We start from the raw sequence: 13783 nt of genomic DNA, 5'->3' as shown, positions 1-13783 counted from the left end.
TTTTATGGCTTGTATATTAATGAAGAAACACGATTTAATGTGTCGTACACAAATTCAAAATACCACGTGCTTCCAGCACACTTACCAGTGTCGAGCCCATTTCGGAAGGAGTCGGTGCCACCTTGATCCCGCAGGCTTCAAGCGTGGCAATTTTCTCTTTGGCCGTTCCTTTTCCACCAGAAATAATGGCGCCTGCATGCCCCATCCGTTTGCCCGGAGGCGCGGTCACACCGCCGATAAAACCAACTACTGGCTTCGTCATATTGTCCCTGATCCACTCAGCAGCCTCTTCCTCGGCTGTACCCCCAATTTCTCCGATCATAATGACAGCGTGAGTGTTGGGGTCCTCATTGAAACGTTGCAAAATGTCAATGAATTCTGAACCTTTAACGGGGTCACCGCCAATACCAACCGCGGAAGATTGTCCTATACCTCGGGTCGTTAACTGATGCACTGCTTCATAGGTCAAAGTACCACTACGTGACACAACACCTACATGACCTGGTAGATGAATGTAACCTGGCATAATACCGATTTTACATTCTCCTGGCGTAATAACGCCTGGGCAGTTAGGGCCAATCAGAACGGTCTTTTTACCTTCCATAAAACGTTTGACTCTGATCATATCAAGCACCGGAATGCCCTCCGTGATACAAATCACGAGATCTAGTTCCGCATCTACAGCCTCCAAAATGGAATCTGCTGCAAAAGCCGGTGGCACGTAAATCACGCTCGCTGTTGCGCCAGTAGCTTCCTTGGCTTCGCTTACGGTGTTAAACACTGGCAATTTGACCTGTTGTCCGTTCTCCAGTGTAATTTCTACCTCGGTGCCCCCCTTACCTGGAGAGGTGCCACCTACCATTTGTGTACCGTAATCAAGTGCACCCTTGGCATGAAACAACGCCGTTTTTCCCGTAATCCCCTGTGTAATCACCTTTGTATGCTTATCGACCAAAATACTCACGATCTTCACATCCCCTATCGTTTATTCGGCATATCGGAATGCAAACAGGCTATTGAACAAGTTCGACGATTTTTTGGGCGCCATCCGCCATGGAATCCGCTGCTACGATATTCAAACCGGATTCCGCTAAAATCTGTTTGCCGAGCTCAACATTTGTCCCTTCAAGACGGACAACAAGCGGACGAGTCAGCCCCAACTGTTTGGCAGCCTCCACGACGCCGTTCGCAATGATGTCACACTGCATAATTCCGCCGAAAATGTTCACGAAAATACCTTCTACCTTCGGATCGGACAAAATGATTTTGAACGCTTCGGTTACCTTTTCCGTCGTCGCACCGCCCCCTACGTCCAGGAAGTTGGCCGGATCGCCACCGTAATATTTGATAATATCCATGGTTGCCATCGCCAAGCCCGCACCATTGACCATACAGCCAATATTTCCGTCCAGAGCGATATAGCTTAGATCGTATTTAGATGCCTCAATTTCCTTCTCGTCCTCTTCATCCAAATCACGCAATTCCAAAATATCCTTGTGACGGAACAACGCATTAGAATCAAAATTCAGTTTGGCATCCAACGCCAGTACATTCCCATCACCCGTAACGACTAAGGGATTGATTTCTGCAATCGAACAGTCCTTGTCCACAAAAGCTTCGTATAGTGCCAGCATAAACTTGACCGCTTTGTTTACCAGTTCATTTGGGATATTAATGTCATACGCCAACTTACGTGCCTGATACACCTGAAGCCCAATCGCTGGATCAACAACCGCTTTAAAAATCTTCTCCGGAGTGGCTGCAGCCACCTCTTCGATTTCCGTACCGCCTTCTTCTGAGGCCATCATTACGATACGTCCAGTCGCACGATCTACGACAACGCCGACGTAATATTCTTTACGAATATCGCAGCCTTCCTCAACCAAAAGGCGTTTAACCTCTTTACCTTCAGGTCCGGTCTGATGCGTCACCAGCACCTTACCCAAAATTTCAGAAGCAAAAGTCCGCACCTCATCCAGACCTTTGGCAACTTTCACGCCACCCGCTTTACCGCGTCCACCAGCATGAATTTGTGCCTTTACCACCGTAACAGCGCTTCCAAGCGATTCTGCCGCAGCAACGGCTTCCTCCACCGTATAGGCAACCTTACCGTTCGGTACAGCCACTCCGTACTGCTTCAATACTTCTTTACCCTGATATTCATGGATATTCATTCTGGAATCCTCCTATCAACATGACTGCAACAAGGGCGGTTCACAAGGAAATCTATACTAAACCTACATCATTGTAACATGTTTTTAAAACGCTTTCCTTATAATTTAACCTCATGAATTACAGTATTTTGATATCAGTATCATTCCCAAAATCGAATGTTTGGATATTATTGGATATTTCTCTTAATACAAATTCACACAAAAAAAGCACCTCTACAACATGGGATTACCTAATCCACATTAAGAGGCACTTTAATTCTTCAAGCATGATTAGGTATTTTTCTTTCAGCTGAGAACAACTCATGCCATAAGATTCGCAAGAGCAACTGAAAACACCTTATGATTTTTCAATTTGTACATTAGCTTGATGAACACGATCGAGCAGATCATTGAACTGGAGCAGAAGCGACCCAAATTGATCATGAGTCATACTTGTTTTTTCCTGGATGCATCCTGGTACGGACAGAGCTTTTTCCCGTAATGCGCTTCCTTCTGTCGTCAAAGAAATCAGCACCTTACGCTCATCCTGAGTGGAACGCTTTCGATCGATAAGCCCGGCGTTCTGCAATCTCTTCAATAGCGGAGTTAGTGTGCCGGAGTCCAAATATAGTGCCTCACCCAATTCCTTCACTGTACACTCTTCACGCTCCCAGAGCACGATAAGTACCAAATATTGCGAGTACGTCACACCGAGCTTTTCCAGATAAGGCTGGTATAGCTTCGTAATCTCTCTGGAGCATGCATATATGGCAAAGCATAACTGATTATCAAGTTTCAACGCTGTACCTTCATTAGGATTGTCTTTCATGCTGTCTGATCACCTACTTTCGTCATTATTTTAGCACATTATATAATAAAATACATGCTAATTGCACAAAATACTTTACAAACAATAATTATTTTGATAAATTAAATTGTGTAAAATATAAATTGAGCGAGAGGCAGTGATTGGATTATGATGACCATTCAACAAAAAATGTATGAAACAACAGTAAAAGCGGTTGGTGGACGTAACGGTTATATCGAGTCTTCTTCCCCTGAACTCCGTTTAGATATTGATACCCCAAAAGAAATGGGCGGCGCAGGCGGTGCAGGTACGAATCCAGAGCAATTGTTCGCAGCAGGCTATTCCGCTTGCTTTGACAGTGCCTTAAATATGGTTGCTCGCATGCAACGTATTAAGCATGAAGGTACTGAAGTAACAGCTACGGTCCATTTCGGCAAAGTGGAAGACGGCGGCTTCGGAATCGGAGTAAATCTCGACGTACTGGTAAAAGGCGTCGATCATGAAACTGCAGTAAAACTGGTGGAAGGCGCACATGAACAATGTCCATACTCTCGCGCTACCCGCGGTAATATTGAAGTGAAACTGAACGTTTTGTAACTTAGATTTTCTTTAGCATATGTAGGGGGCCCATCTCCATCTCTCTTCATGAATTCAATAGTATTCGTTAGAATGAATCTTACAACAAGTCCCTCAACCGTTTTTTGTCGAGGGGCTTATTATCCTTTCAGCTATTCCTTCGTTAAAGAATGTTTGTTTTTTTCCATCAAGTAACATGGGAGATGATGTATAATCGTATATACAAAATTGATATACTCATAGTATAATCACTATTGTCATAATCTTTTTTTCTTCTCCAGATCTTTATTGTCTGGAGCTTTTTTTGTCCTTTTTTCCATTTTCTATTGTACATACGCTTTGGAAAACTCTTTCATAAAAATGATCGTGTTATAGCTACTAATTTATCGCCTTTTTAACTTTCGTGAAAACTGGCATTTGCTCTATCCATATGGCGGTATTGAATAGCTTCAGCCACATGTGAAGTCGAAATTTTTTCTGAGTCATGTAAGTCTGCAATGGTACGCGAAAGCTTGAGAATTCGATCATACGCGCGCATGCTTAAACCGAGTGCGTCCATTGTCTGGTCAAGCAACTCTGCTGCATTTTTTTCTAATACGGCATATTTACGAAGCATCTGACCAGACAGCTCACTATTCCATGAAAAGGGAAGCTTGCTGTATCTGTGGATTTGTATCGCTTGAGCAGCAAGCACCTGCCTTCGCATTTCAGCGGACGACAATGATTCTTTTTCCTCCCGCCAATCCTTTGGCTGCGATACTTCAAGCTGAAGATCGATCCGATCCAGCAGTGGACCAGAAATACGTGAACGGTAGCGGGCTACTGCTGCAGGTGAACAGGTACAGCGCTGATGTTCCGTGTCATTTCCGAAAAAGCCACAGTGACACGGATTTAAAGAGGCAGCAAGTAAAAAATGCGCCGGATACTTAAAAACAGCACGTGAACGACTGATCGTAACATTGTGGTCTTCCAAAGGTTGACGCAGCACTTCTAGTACATGACGGCTAAACTCAGGCAACTCATCCAGAAATAAAATCCCCCGGTGTGCAAGACTGATTTCTCCTGGTTTGGGTATACCTCCCCCACCCACCAAACCAGCAGCAGAGATCGTATGATGAGGCGAACGGAAGGGACGAATATTCATCAGATGAGGCGATGACTCCTTCCACTTCCCGGCAGCGCTGTATACTTTGGTGACTTCAAGCGCCTCCTTTTCAGTCAAAGGCGGAAGGATAGATGGCAATCTGCGGATGAGCATTGTTTTCCCAGCCCCCGGCGGTCCCATAAGCAGGATATTATGCATTCCGGCTGCAGCGATGACTAACGCACGCTTGGCGTGCAGCTGACCCAACACATCGCTGTAATCCTCCATGTTGCTAGTTATCCCTTCTTTTTCACACAACGGTATATGCTCTGCCTGAGGTAAATGGTCATAGGAACAGATCATGACTTGTTTACTGGCAGTACAACTCTGATTTGTCGCTGGGCTATCAACAGTGCCTTGTGCACGATCTTCAATCGGAATAAGATCTGCTAGATGCCGTATAGCGTAAATACGTATACCCGTAATCAGACGAGCCTCGCTTGCGTTTTCCTGGGGAAGTAGCACGGAGTTGAATCCTTCTCGCTTGGCCAGATCAACCATGGACAGTACCCCATTCACAGGGCGAATACTGCCATCCAGCGCCAGCTCGCCAATAAACAGCGTCCGTTCTCCCACCGGTAAAACGACCTGTTCACTGGTTGTCAGCAACCCTAAAGCGATAGCAAGGTCAAAAGATGAACCTTCCTTACGCAAATCAGCAGGAGCTAAATTAATCGTGACACGCTGGGACGGATATTTAAAGCCACAGTTTTTGATTGCTGCTCTGACACGCTCCACTGCCTCTCGAATCGCCGAATCCGGCAATCCTATAATCGCTGTCTGAGGCAAGCCATTGGACAAATCAGTCTCAACTTCAATCAGAACGCCATCTATTCCATACAAACAAGCTCCGTGTAATTTTCCATACATATCAAAAAGCACCTCTCCTCATATTGGAATGCTCCCTCTCGGGAATCATTGCATATATGAAAAAAGGTGCTTCCAAATTTTCATTCTTTGCAAATGTGACGTTCGAAATTTTAGCTCCGAACCATGCTTTCAAAATTCTTGACTAAGTTTATCTGACGACAGATTATTTGTCAAACAAGGTCAGCTTATCGGCTGCCGGAGTACGTGGTCTTGATTCTGGGATAACGTCAGGATAGCCTGCATATATCATTCCTATTACCTTCTCACCCGGTTGAATTCCCAAGTGCTCACGGAACTTAGGCGAATACAAAAATGGCTTTGTCACCCAAAACGTTCCGATTCCTTTGCTCCATGCGGCAAGCATAAAGTTTTGTACAAGCGCGCTGACCGCTGCAAAATCCTCATCCCAAACCGCTTGACGCGGGTCTTCTTCCAATACTACTAAAAGCTGGATCGGGTTGTGCAAAATGCCGCTCTCAAACTTGTTGTCCTTACCAATATCGGCTGCAATTGCTTTTGCAAGCTTTTTCCGTCCTTCACCAGCAAACAACAGAAAACGCCACGGTTCACGCATTTTATGATTAGGAGCCCACACAGCGACGTCCAGCAGTTCTATGATCGTATCTACCGGAATGGAGTCGGATTTAAATCGTTTAATCGTCCGGCGTTCTTGAATTACATCTATGACATGTTCACTAAAGGTATGCTTTGTCACGTAAATCCTCCTTCACAGGTACAACTTCTAGATATTCATTTTAAGATGAAAATGATAACTATTCTCAATAAAATATACCTGTAGCTTTCCTTCCTGTCAACCTGCACATATGAATTCAGTCCCGCACTCTTACCTTTGAATAAGCTCTTACTCGTTTAAAATGCACCTATTAAATGGTCCGTAACAACTGCCTTTTCGTCAGTTAATTGTACAGAAATCATGTCAAAGCGGATTGGAGCTTCTCCAATCCCGTTCATGTGCAAATATACAGCGGCTGTTTGGCGAACTTGGGCTATTTTACGCGCAGTAACTGATTCTGCTGGCGTTCCATACTTGGAGCTACTTCGACTACGTACCTCAATAAACACGAGTGTATGCTCCTGCTTGGCAATCAGATCTATTTCACCACTGCGGCATCGCCAATTACGCTCTATGATACGGTAACCCAAGTTTTCTAAAAACAAAGCCGCTGCCTCTTCGCCCATCGCTCCTTTGGCTTTCCGTTGATCCTTGCCTCCAGCCTTCATTTCATTCGACATCACCAGTCATCCCTTGATGCAAGCCTATCCATTTGATATATATAGGTAAGCACCTCTGCCACCAACTGATAGAGCTCAGCAGGAATTTGTTCGTCCAAATCGAGTTTGGATAGTACTTCAACCAGCGCAGCATCCTCCTGTACTGGAACACCATGTTCTTTAGCTTTTTCTAAAATGCTATCCGCAATACGGCCGCTCCCTTTGGCAACAACAATCGGTGCTTCGCTCTCACCAGGCGTATATTTAAGGGCGACCGCCTTCTTTATGGAAGGAGAAGGAGGTTCCAACGGCTCTTTCATATTTTAAGATCGACTCCTTTATACGGCTGAGGCACATAGCTTTGTACTTCAGAAGAGGCGAGACTGTTCTGTTCAGTCCTTATGGGCATAGGCTCGGTACGAAGCGATAGAAGTTGGTATCCTAGTGACTCCAACGCTGTGTGAATGGACTCACGCCCACTGGTTAACAACGAAGCCGCCCATTCATGATCATTATGGAGCTTAACACTTACAATCCGATCTACAACCTGGACATCTACCAGGGTCGCTCCAAGTCCCTTCATGTCCAAATCAAACCAAAGACGACAGTTGGAGGGGTCCAGCTCTCCACGTTTGCCGCGGCGGGACTGAATCTGGATCGTAGCTGTTTCACGACCGTCCGGTCCAACGAACGGTATAAACATGTGTACTTGTGCAAAAGGCGCCGTTCGGTCTGTGTTGAGCAGCAACTGCTGACCTGTCAGGTGCTGTACAACCTGCTGAGCCGCCTCTTTCAAAACGGGCGGCAGGTCGTCACTGCTCATCAGCTGGAGCAGCGCCCCTTTTACGGTGTCTGCATCTGCTGACACCGTGTCCCCAGACGCAGCCGCTAATCCCGGCAGCGGCTGCGGCATTCCCTCTGGCGGCTCCATACGTGCCGCCGCCCCTTGCGCGACCTGTGTAGTCGCGCGGTGTACTTGCTGCTCGTGCTCTGCACCAAGCAGCTTCAGTACGCGGCCCACCCACGGGTCCTCCGTGGGGGTGAGCTGCGGGCTGGACGCCGCAGGCTGCGATTCAGCCGCGTCTGCGGCCCGCGAGGCGCCAGCCATTGGCTGCGCCACTTCCGTTGCGGGCTGCTCCGGCACAGCTGTGCTCAGTGCGGGCGGCACCGCCGCGCGTAGCTCTTGCAGCAGCGTGCGCAGCCGCTGAAGCGGCACCTCTGACGCGGCAGTGTTGCCTGCCGTGGATTGCTGCGGCATAGAGCTACCAGCCTGCTGTGCGGTGGGACGGTCAGCCGTGGCCGCGGTTAAGGCTGTCTTTGCCCCCGCAGGCTCTGCCGTGGCAGTTGCTGGAGCGCCATCCGCATCCTTAAGCTGTGTGCTTGCCGCAGTAGCTTGCTGTGACTGTGACTGCTCCACTCTGGTGCGAGGACCGTTTAATGCATCAGCACCCGATTCTGGAGCATTCACGCTAGCTTCCGATGCCACTGTCGCTCCGCGTCCATTGACTGTCTCCGCTTCTCCTGGAGCAGTCCCTTTGGCTGCAGATGTAGCCCCCGTCGCAGTATCTGAATCTGTTGCCAAAGCACTCGCTTCACTCACTGCAGCAGCAAGGTTGACTGCTTGAGTCCCTTTTAACAATTCTTTGCCGCCTGTGGTTTGTCCAGCTTCTGCCTGCTTTACAGCGGTAGAAGCATCCTTGAACAATATAGGAGCTTGGCCTTCCTGTCCATCTACAACCACCACGGAAGAAGCACCTGTTGGACTAGCAGACATTCGATCAGCGCTCTTTATAGCTGTTGATTCCCCCACTGAGCGTTCAGTGGATATTCCCTGTCCTGGCTGTTTTAATACCGTTTCAAGCTCTTGCTCCAGCGAAGACAACAGATCATTTAAAGGAGGCCCAAACATCGCTTGACGCAATCCGTTTATGCTTTCTGCCGTCAATGGAAGTCCCCGCTGAAAGGCAACTGCCGCCGCCTGCACAAACGTTCCCAATTGTACATTGCCGTTTTGCTTTGCCATAGCTTCTCGCAAAGAAGCCGCATTTTCAGATGTCAACGGCACACCATTCTTTTGCATTGCCTGTATAAGCTCCCTGTTCTGAGCTGTATCCGGCAGTCCTACCGATTCCAATACATCTGTCAGCGCTACGGTTTGCTGTGGTGTATTGGCCACATCGTTCAGAGGCTTAAGCACCGTCATTCCGCTGGGGGAAGCCGGTTGAACCTGAAACGTTGTAGTCTGTCCAGGTTGAAGAGGGGTCTCCAGCTTTGCCCTGACCTGAGAACCTTGTATTTGCAACACAGCTTCGCTGCCGTCCTCAGACACCTTTAGCACGACTCCTCGTACAACCTGACCTGGCTGCATATCAAGTTTTTTAGCCTCTCCAGCCTTCACATCTCCAAGTAATCCACGAAATACAGATCCGATGTTCATATCGCCCCTCCTCTCACTCTCCCCCATTCAAAGGGGCTTATGGTATTAGTTATGCTTTATATCGGCATTATCCCGATTCATAATAAGTAACTACAGATCAAACAGCGTCGGTTGCTCCGTCAACAAATTGCCCAGAAAGCTGCGTCTATGCATCTTTGTAGGTCCTAGCGCCAAAATTTGTTCCCTGTGTAACTTGGTAGCGTAACCTTTATGTATACCGATCCCATATTCCGGATACTTCGCATCCCATTCACCTTTGCACAGCCGATCACGGGTTACCTTGGCGATGATAGAGGCCGCCGCAATAGACTGACTGTTGGCATCTCCTTTAATAATTGAGAGTTGAGGAATAGGCACATCTACCTTTTCTGCATCCACCAGTAAATAATCAGGAGACACATGTAAAGCCTCAATAGCCTGCTTCATAGCCAAACGAGCTGCTTGCTTAATATTGATATCATCAATCGTCTGCGCGTCTACATAGCCAACTCCTACTGCAATGGCCTTTTCCATAATTAGCTCGTAGTATGCTTCTCTCTTCTTGTCCGTCAATTTTTTGGAATCATCCACACCTTCCAGTAACTCACCCACTGGTAAAATGACTGCTGCGGCCACAACATCACCAAACAGGCATCCACGACCTACCTCGTCAATACCTGCAATCCGCTCACAAGACTGCTCCCAGCATTTTTTTTCATAATGTAGCATGTCCTTCACTACAATCTCTTTATCTTCCATATTCGATACCTGCCCATCTATATGTAGTTTAACGCGTCATTCATGCCGTAGCTCTAGCGATTGAATTCAGCTTACCACAGACCTTCATCGTCCAAAACCCTTTTTTAACTGCCTTCAAATACCAAAAAAACCTTCCTCCTCTCCGGAGAGATGGGGAAGGTTCTTCCTTGCCACAAAATGCTATGTTCTCTATCGGTGTACCAGTAGAATCAGTAAGGAGCTTCCAAACTGAACCGTCCCAGCTTCCCTGCACGCAACTCACGCAAAATGATTTTTGACGCCTTTTCGAGATCCACACGTCCGCCGCTAACAATACAGCCACGTTTACGTCCGATCGCTTCCATGACGTTGACAATTTCATCAGGATTTTCTGTATCTTCAGGACGTTCGGTGAGCTCAAAGCGCTCTGCCAGTGCGTCCCAATAGTACTGAACCAAATATTTAGTCGCAAAAAAGGCAATATCCTCGACATTCAGAATTTCTTCCTTGATCGCACCTGTAACTGCCAGACGATAGCCTACATTCTGATCCTCAAATTTAGGCCATAGAATCCCTGGTGTATCCAGCAATTCAATTTCTCCAATCTTGATCCACTGCTGTGCCTTCGTTACCCCTGGACGGTCACCCGTAGCTGCAATATTACGTCCCGCCATTCGGTTGATCAGTGTCGATTTGCCGACATTCGGAATACCAACAATCAACCCACGCATAGGACGCGGGTTCATTCCCTTCCTAATCTGCCGATCTATCTTTTCCTTAAGCAGCAGCTTGGCCTGAATCGGAATTTCTTTTAGTCCCGTCCCAGTTGTGGCATCCACCGGAAGGGCCACATGCCCCTGCTCCTTAAAATAGGCAATCCATTGCTGTGATACTACCGGGTCCGCCAAATCTGCTTTATTCAAAATAATCATTCGCGGCTTGCCTTGCAAAATATCATCAATCATTGGATTTCGGCTAGAGAGCGGCAATCGAGCATCAATCAGCTCAATGACCAAATCAATTAACTTTAATTTTGCTTCAATTTGGCGGCGCGCTCTGGTCATATGACCAGGAAACCATTGAATCGTCACCGTCATCACCCCATTGATCGTAACTCCTACTTTTACCCTTAGGCTCTTAGTTAGGATTACGGCAGCTATGCTGCTTATTAGTTATTCTAGTGGTTAATCCACTGCATATCTTTTGCCGGCCAGAAAATAACGTCAGCCCGACCTACAACTTCCTTCAAATCAATATATCCAATCATCCGACTGTCTGTACTATTGGAACGGTTATCTCCCATTACAAAAATATGCCCCGCCGGAACTTTTCCATCCTTAAATTTCTCATTTGGAAAATTTGTAAACTTGTTGTAAAGCTCACCATTTTGATGCGCTTCTTCTAAAGGAGCTTTCAAGTAAGATTCCTGAATCGGCTTACCATTTACTGTAATCGTGTCACCTTCTACCTTGACCGTATCTCCTTCAACGGCAATGACGCGTTTGATAAAGTCTCTTCCTTCCTCCGGCACATGAAACACGATCACTTCCCCTGGTTTAGGGGCACGGAAATCATACAAAATCTCATTTACAATGACGCGTTCTCCGGTATGAAAGTTAGGCTGCATCGACGGGCCATCCACAATAAACGGCTTAAAGAGAAGCCAGCGGATTAAAAAGACAAGCACTAACGCAATAATGATGGCCTTGAGCCACTCAAAAATCTCATTTTTTGGTTTACGCTTGGGCGTACCATCCTGTTCAGTTGGCTGCTGTACAGCTCCTTGTCCTACTTCTTGCTCCATAGCTCACTGTCCTCTCTTTACGGTCAATAATCCACAGTTCCCTATGTACGTAGAAAAAACGAAAGGAGCTTGTAACCAAGCCCCTTTCGTTATTCGTTGTATTAACGACGAATTTCTTTAATTCTCGCTGCTTTACCGCGCAGTTCACGAAGATAATAAAGCTTCGCACGACGCACTTTACCACGGCGAGCCACGTCGATTTTATCGATTTTTGGGGAATGAAGCGGGAAAGTTCTTTCCACACCTACACCGTAAGAAATTTTACGAACTGTAAAAGTCTCACTGATTCCACCACCACGGCGTTTAATTACAACACCTTCAAACAACTGGATACGCTCACGAGTTCCCTCAATAACTTTCACGTGCACTTTCAAAGTGTCACCAGGACGAAAGTTAGGCAAATCTTTACGCAGTTGTTCTTCAGTGATCGCTTGGACGATATTCATCTATGACTCCCTCCTTCCGTACAGGTGTTCATGCTTCTTCTGGAAACACAACCGTTTCCTTCATCATCCACAGAGGACCACCGTATTACACACAACAGATGTATTGTATCATGGAGGATACCGCATTGCAACAACAAAAAGGGATTTGACCAAACATTATTTAATTGACTCCATTATAAAACAGGTCACTGCCTGCTTTCAAATCCACTCATGCCTAAGACGCTTTATTGTTTATCCCCCAAACAGTCAGATTTGCGCTGCTCCTCAACCCACACGCGCTCCTTGCCTGTCAGTTCAACCTGTTCCAACAGGTCTGGTCGGCGTTCCATCGTGCGACGTAACGCCTCTTGGCGTCTCCAAGAATCAATATTGACGTGATGCCCTGACAGGAGTACATCAGGGACTTTCCAGCCCCGAAACTCCGCAGGCCGGGTATAATGGGGGTACTCCAGCAGCCCGGTACTAAACGAGTCCGTTACCGCACTCGTTTCGTTCCCCAGCACTCCTGGTAGCAACCGTGTCACACTGTCAATGACGGCCATGGCTGGAAGCTCACCACCAGTCAACACATAGTCTCCGATAGAAAGCTCATCCGTCACCAAATGCTCTCGAATACGCTCATCATAACCCTCATAATGCCCACATATAAAAATAAGATGGTCCTCTTTGGCCAGCTCTTCCGCTTTCTTTTGCGTAAAAGTCTCGCCTTGTGGACACATCAAAATGATACGCGGAGATTTTATGTCTGTGTTACGTTCTATCCCTTCATGTTGAATAACTTCATCGGCAGTTTCTAATGTTGATTCCTCTGATTTATCCAACAGCGCTTCCACGGCAGCAAAAATAGGGTCAGGCTTTAAAACCATGCCGCCCCCACCGCCATAAGGCGTATCATCCACTTGTCCATGCTTGTTGCCGGCATACTGACGAAAATTAACTGCTTGCAGTGATACAATTCCCTTATCCCTTGCTTTTCCCAGAATGCTTGCATTAAATACTCCATCAAACATCTCTGGAAACAGGGTCAGCACATCCACCCGCATTACAGCAGACCTTCCATCAACCGTACCGTAACCCGTTTTTCGCGTACGTTTACATCCAAAATAACATCCTCTATATACGGCAATAGCAGTTCCTTGCCTTTAGGCATTTTGACTACCCATACATCATTGGCTCCCGGAGTCAAAATTTCTTTGACCACGCCGAGCTCATTTCCGTCTTCGGTCACCACTTCCATGCCGACTACTTCATGAAAATAGAATTCATTTTCTTCCAATTCGCCTAACCGCTCAGCAGATACTTTCAACAAAGTACCTTTATATTTTTCAACTTCATTGATATTGTGATATTCCTTAAATTTAGCGACAACCATATTTTTTTGAAAACGCGCTGTTTCAATAGTTACGGGAATCGGGGCTTTACCTTCAGCCGGAACAATCAAAAGCTCACTACCTTTAGCAAAGCGATCCTCTGGGAAATCTGTCGTCGTTAATATTTTAAGCTCCCCACGGATTCCATGGGTGTTCACAATTTTTCCGACATTAAACAATTGTTGCATCATGTTCCTCCTGCTTGTAATCGGTCCCGCTCCATAT

At 46.6% G+C, this 13783-nt stretch carries 15 protein-coding genes; 1 reads left to right on the top strand and 14 read right to left on the bottom strand.

Going from position 1 to position 13783, the window contains the following annotated elements:
- Positions 1 to 34: 34 nt before the first annotated feature.
- The 3 genes from sucD to ACYCSE_RS19850 all read right to left on the bottom strand — a co-directional run bounded on the left by sucD (position 35) and on the right by ACYCSE_RS19850 (position 2982).
- Complete coding sequence (gene sucD / locus ACYCSE_RS19860; RefSeq protein WP_025723280.1) at positions 35 to 964, bottom strand: succinate--CoA ligase subunit alpha; 930 nt, start codon at positions 962 to 964, stop codon at positions 35 to 37.
- 49 nt (positions 965 to 1013) lie between these two features.
- Positions 1014 to 2174, bottom strand: coding sequence for an ADP-forming succinate--CoA ligase subunit beta (sucC, locus tag ACYCSE_RS19855; protein ID WP_053325253.1), 1161 nt, complete (start codon positions 2172 to 2174; stop codon positions 1014 to 1016).
- A 337-nt stretch (positions 2175 to 2511) separates the two neighbouring features.
- A complete protein-coding gene (locus ACYCSE_RS19850; RefSeq protein WP_061831856.1) occupies positions 2512 to 2982 on the bottom strand; it encodes a MarR family winged helix-turn-helix transcriptional regulator in 471 nt (156 codons plus the stop codon).
- Between the two features lie 147 nt (positions 2983 to 3129).
- On the opposite strand from ACYCSE_RS19850, the gene ACYCSE_RS19845 reads away from it, so the two are divergent.
- Positions 3130 to 3558: an organic hydroperoxide resistance protein gene (locus ACYCSE_RS19845; RefSeq protein ID WP_061831855.1), complete on the top strand. Its 429-nt coding sequence runs from the start codon at positions 3130 to 3132 to the stop codon at positions 3556 to 3558.
- 373 nt (positions 3559 to 3931) lie between these two features.
- Here ACYCSE_RS19845 and ACYCSE_RS19840 read toward each other — a convergent pair whose 3' ends face one another.
- The 11 genes from ACYCSE_RS19840 to rimM form a co-directional block, all read right to left on the bottom strand.
- Positions 3932 to 5551, bottom strand: coding sequence for a YifB family Mg chelatase-like AAA ATPase (locus tag ACYCSE_RS19840; protein ID WP_322159312.1), 1620 nt, complete (start codon positions 5549 to 5551; stop codon positions 3932 to 3934).
- 163 nt (positions 5552 to 5714) lie between these two features.
- Complete coding sequence (locus ACYCSE_RS19835) at positions 5715 to 6266, bottom strand: nitroreductase family protein (RefSeq protein ID WP_250268091.1); 552 nt, start codon at positions 6264 to 6266, stop codon at positions 5715 to 5717.
- Between the two features lie 155 nt (positions 6267 to 6421).
- Positions 6422 to 6805 carry a YraN family protein gene (locus tag ACYCSE_RS19830; RefSeq protein WP_061831853.1) on the bottom strand — a complete coding sequence of 128 codons (384 nt, stop codon included), beginning with the start codon at positions 6803 to 6805 and terminating at the stop codon, positions 6422 to 6424.
- Positions 6805 to 7104, bottom strand: coding sequence for an EscU/YscU/HrcU family type III secretion system export apparatus switch protein (locus ACYCSE_RS19825; protein ID WP_023988176.1), 300 nt, complete (start codon positions 7102 to 7104; stop codon positions 6805 to 6807). Before ACYCSE_RS19825 ends, ACYCSE_RS19830 begins: the two co-directional genes overlap by 1 nt.
- Positions 7101 to 9221: a DNA ligase gene (locus ACYCSE_RS19820; protein ID WP_459699512.1), complete on the bottom strand. Its 2121-nt coding sequence runs from the start codon at positions 9219 to 9221 to the stop codon at positions 7101 to 7103. Before ACYCSE_RS19820 ends, ACYCSE_RS19825 begins: the two co-directional genes overlap by 4 nt.
- A gap of 90 nt (positions 9222 to 9311) precedes the next feature.
- Positions 9312 to 9959, bottom strand: a complete 648-nt coding sequence (locus ACYCSE_RS19815) for a ribonuclease HII (protein ID WP_081112524.1) — start codon at positions 9957 to 9959, stop codon at positions 9312 to 9314.
- Positions 9960 to 10168: 209 nt separating this feature from the next.
- Positions 10169 to 11029, bottom strand: coding sequence for a ribosome biogenesis GTPase YlqF (gene ylqF, locus ACYCSE_RS19810; protein ID WP_023988173.1), 861 nt, complete (start codon positions 11027 to 11029; stop codon positions 10169 to 10171).
- 86 nt (positions 11030 to 11115) lie between these two features.
- Positions 11116 to 11742 carry a signal peptidase I gene (gene lepB, locus ACYCSE_RS19805; protein WP_061832000.1) on the bottom strand — a complete coding sequence of 209 codons (627 nt, stop codon included), beginning with the start codon at positions 11740 to 11742 and terminating at the stop codon, positions 11116 to 11118.
- Positions 11743 to 11843: 101 nt separating this feature from the next.
- The gene (gene rplS, locus ACYCSE_RS19800; RefSeq protein WP_010346403.1) at positions 11844 to 12188 is read right to left on the bottom strand and encodes a 50S ribosomal protein L19; all 345 of its coding nucleotides are present in this window, start codon (positions 12186 to 12188) and stop codon (positions 11844 to 11846) included.
- A 224-nt stretch (positions 12189 to 12412) separates the two neighbouring features.
- Entirely contained in the window at positions 12413 to 13231 is an 819-nt protein-coding gene (gene trmD, locus ACYCSE_RS19795; RefSeq protein WP_061832001.1) for a tRNA (guanosine(37)-N1)-methyltransferase TrmD, read from the bottom strand.
- Positions 13231 to 13746, bottom strand: coding sequence for a ribosome maturation factor RimM (gene rimM / locus ACYCSE_RS19790; protein WP_069291714.1), 516 nt, complete (start codon positions 13744 to 13746; stop codon positions 13231 to 13233). Before rimM ends, trmD begins: the two co-directional genes overlap by 1 nt.
- Positions 13747 to 13783 lie beyond the last annotated feature (37 nt).

The sequence above is a fragment of the Paenibacillus sp. SEL1 genome (genome assembly GCF_054602535.1).
The sequence above is the reverse complement of the archived record's forward strand: the minus strand, read 5'-3'. Positions and strand labels throughout refer to the sequence as shown.

What these genes read in the sequence shown, in the direction of transcription:
- sucC (WP_053325253.1), bottom strand. Translation starts at nt 2,174, where the DNA reads ATGAATATCCATGAATATCAGGGTAAAGAAGTATTGAAGCAGTACGGA.
- ACYCSE_RS19850 (WP_061831856.1), bottom strand. Translation starts at nt 2,982, where the DNA reads ATGAAAGACAATCCTAATGAAGGTACAGCGTTGAAACTTGATAATCAG.
- ACYCSE_RS19845 (WP_061831855.1), top strand. Translation starts at nt 3,130, where the DNA reads ATGATGACCATTCAACAAAAAATGTATGAAACAACAGTAAAAGCGGTT.
- ACYCSE_RS19840 (WP_322159312.1), bottom strand. Translation starts at nt 5,551, where the DNA reads ATGTATGGAAAATTACACGGAGCTTGTTTGTATGGAATAGATGGCGTT.
- ACYCSE_RS19830 (WP_061831853.1), bottom strand. Translation starts at nt 6,805, where the DNA reads ATGTCGAATGAAATGAAGGCTGGAGGCAAGGATCAACGGAAAGCCAAA.
- ACYCSE_RS19825 (WP_023988176.1), bottom strand. Translation starts at nt 7,104, where the DNA reads ATGAAAGAGCCGTTGGAACCTCCTTCTCCTTCCATAAAGAAGGCGGTC.
- ACYCSE_RS19820 (WP_459699512.1), bottom strand. Translation starts at nt 9,221, where the DNA reads ATGAACATCGGATCTGTATTTCGTGGATTACTTGGAGATGTGAAGGCT.
- ACYCSE_RS19815 (WP_081112524.1), bottom strand. Translation starts at nt 9,959, where the DNA reads ATGGAAGATAAAGAGATTGTAGTGAAGGACATGCTACATTATGAAAAA.
- lepB (WP_061832000.1), bottom strand. Translation starts at nt 11,742, where the DNA reads ATGGAGCAAGAAGTAGGACAAGGAGCTGTACAGCAGCCAACTGAACAG.
- rplS (WP_010346403.1), bottom strand. Translation starts at nt 12,188, where the DNA reads ATGAATATCGTCCAAGCGATCACTGAAGAACAACTGCGTAAAGATTTG.
- trmD (WP_061832001.1), bottom strand. Translation starts at nt 13,231, where the DNA reads ATGCGGGTGGATGTGCTGACCCTGTTTCCAGAGATGTTTGATGGAGTA.
- rimM (WP_069291714.1), bottom strand. Translation starts at nt 13,746, where the DNA reads ATGCAACAATTGTTTAATGTCGGAAAAATTGTGAACACCCATGGAATC.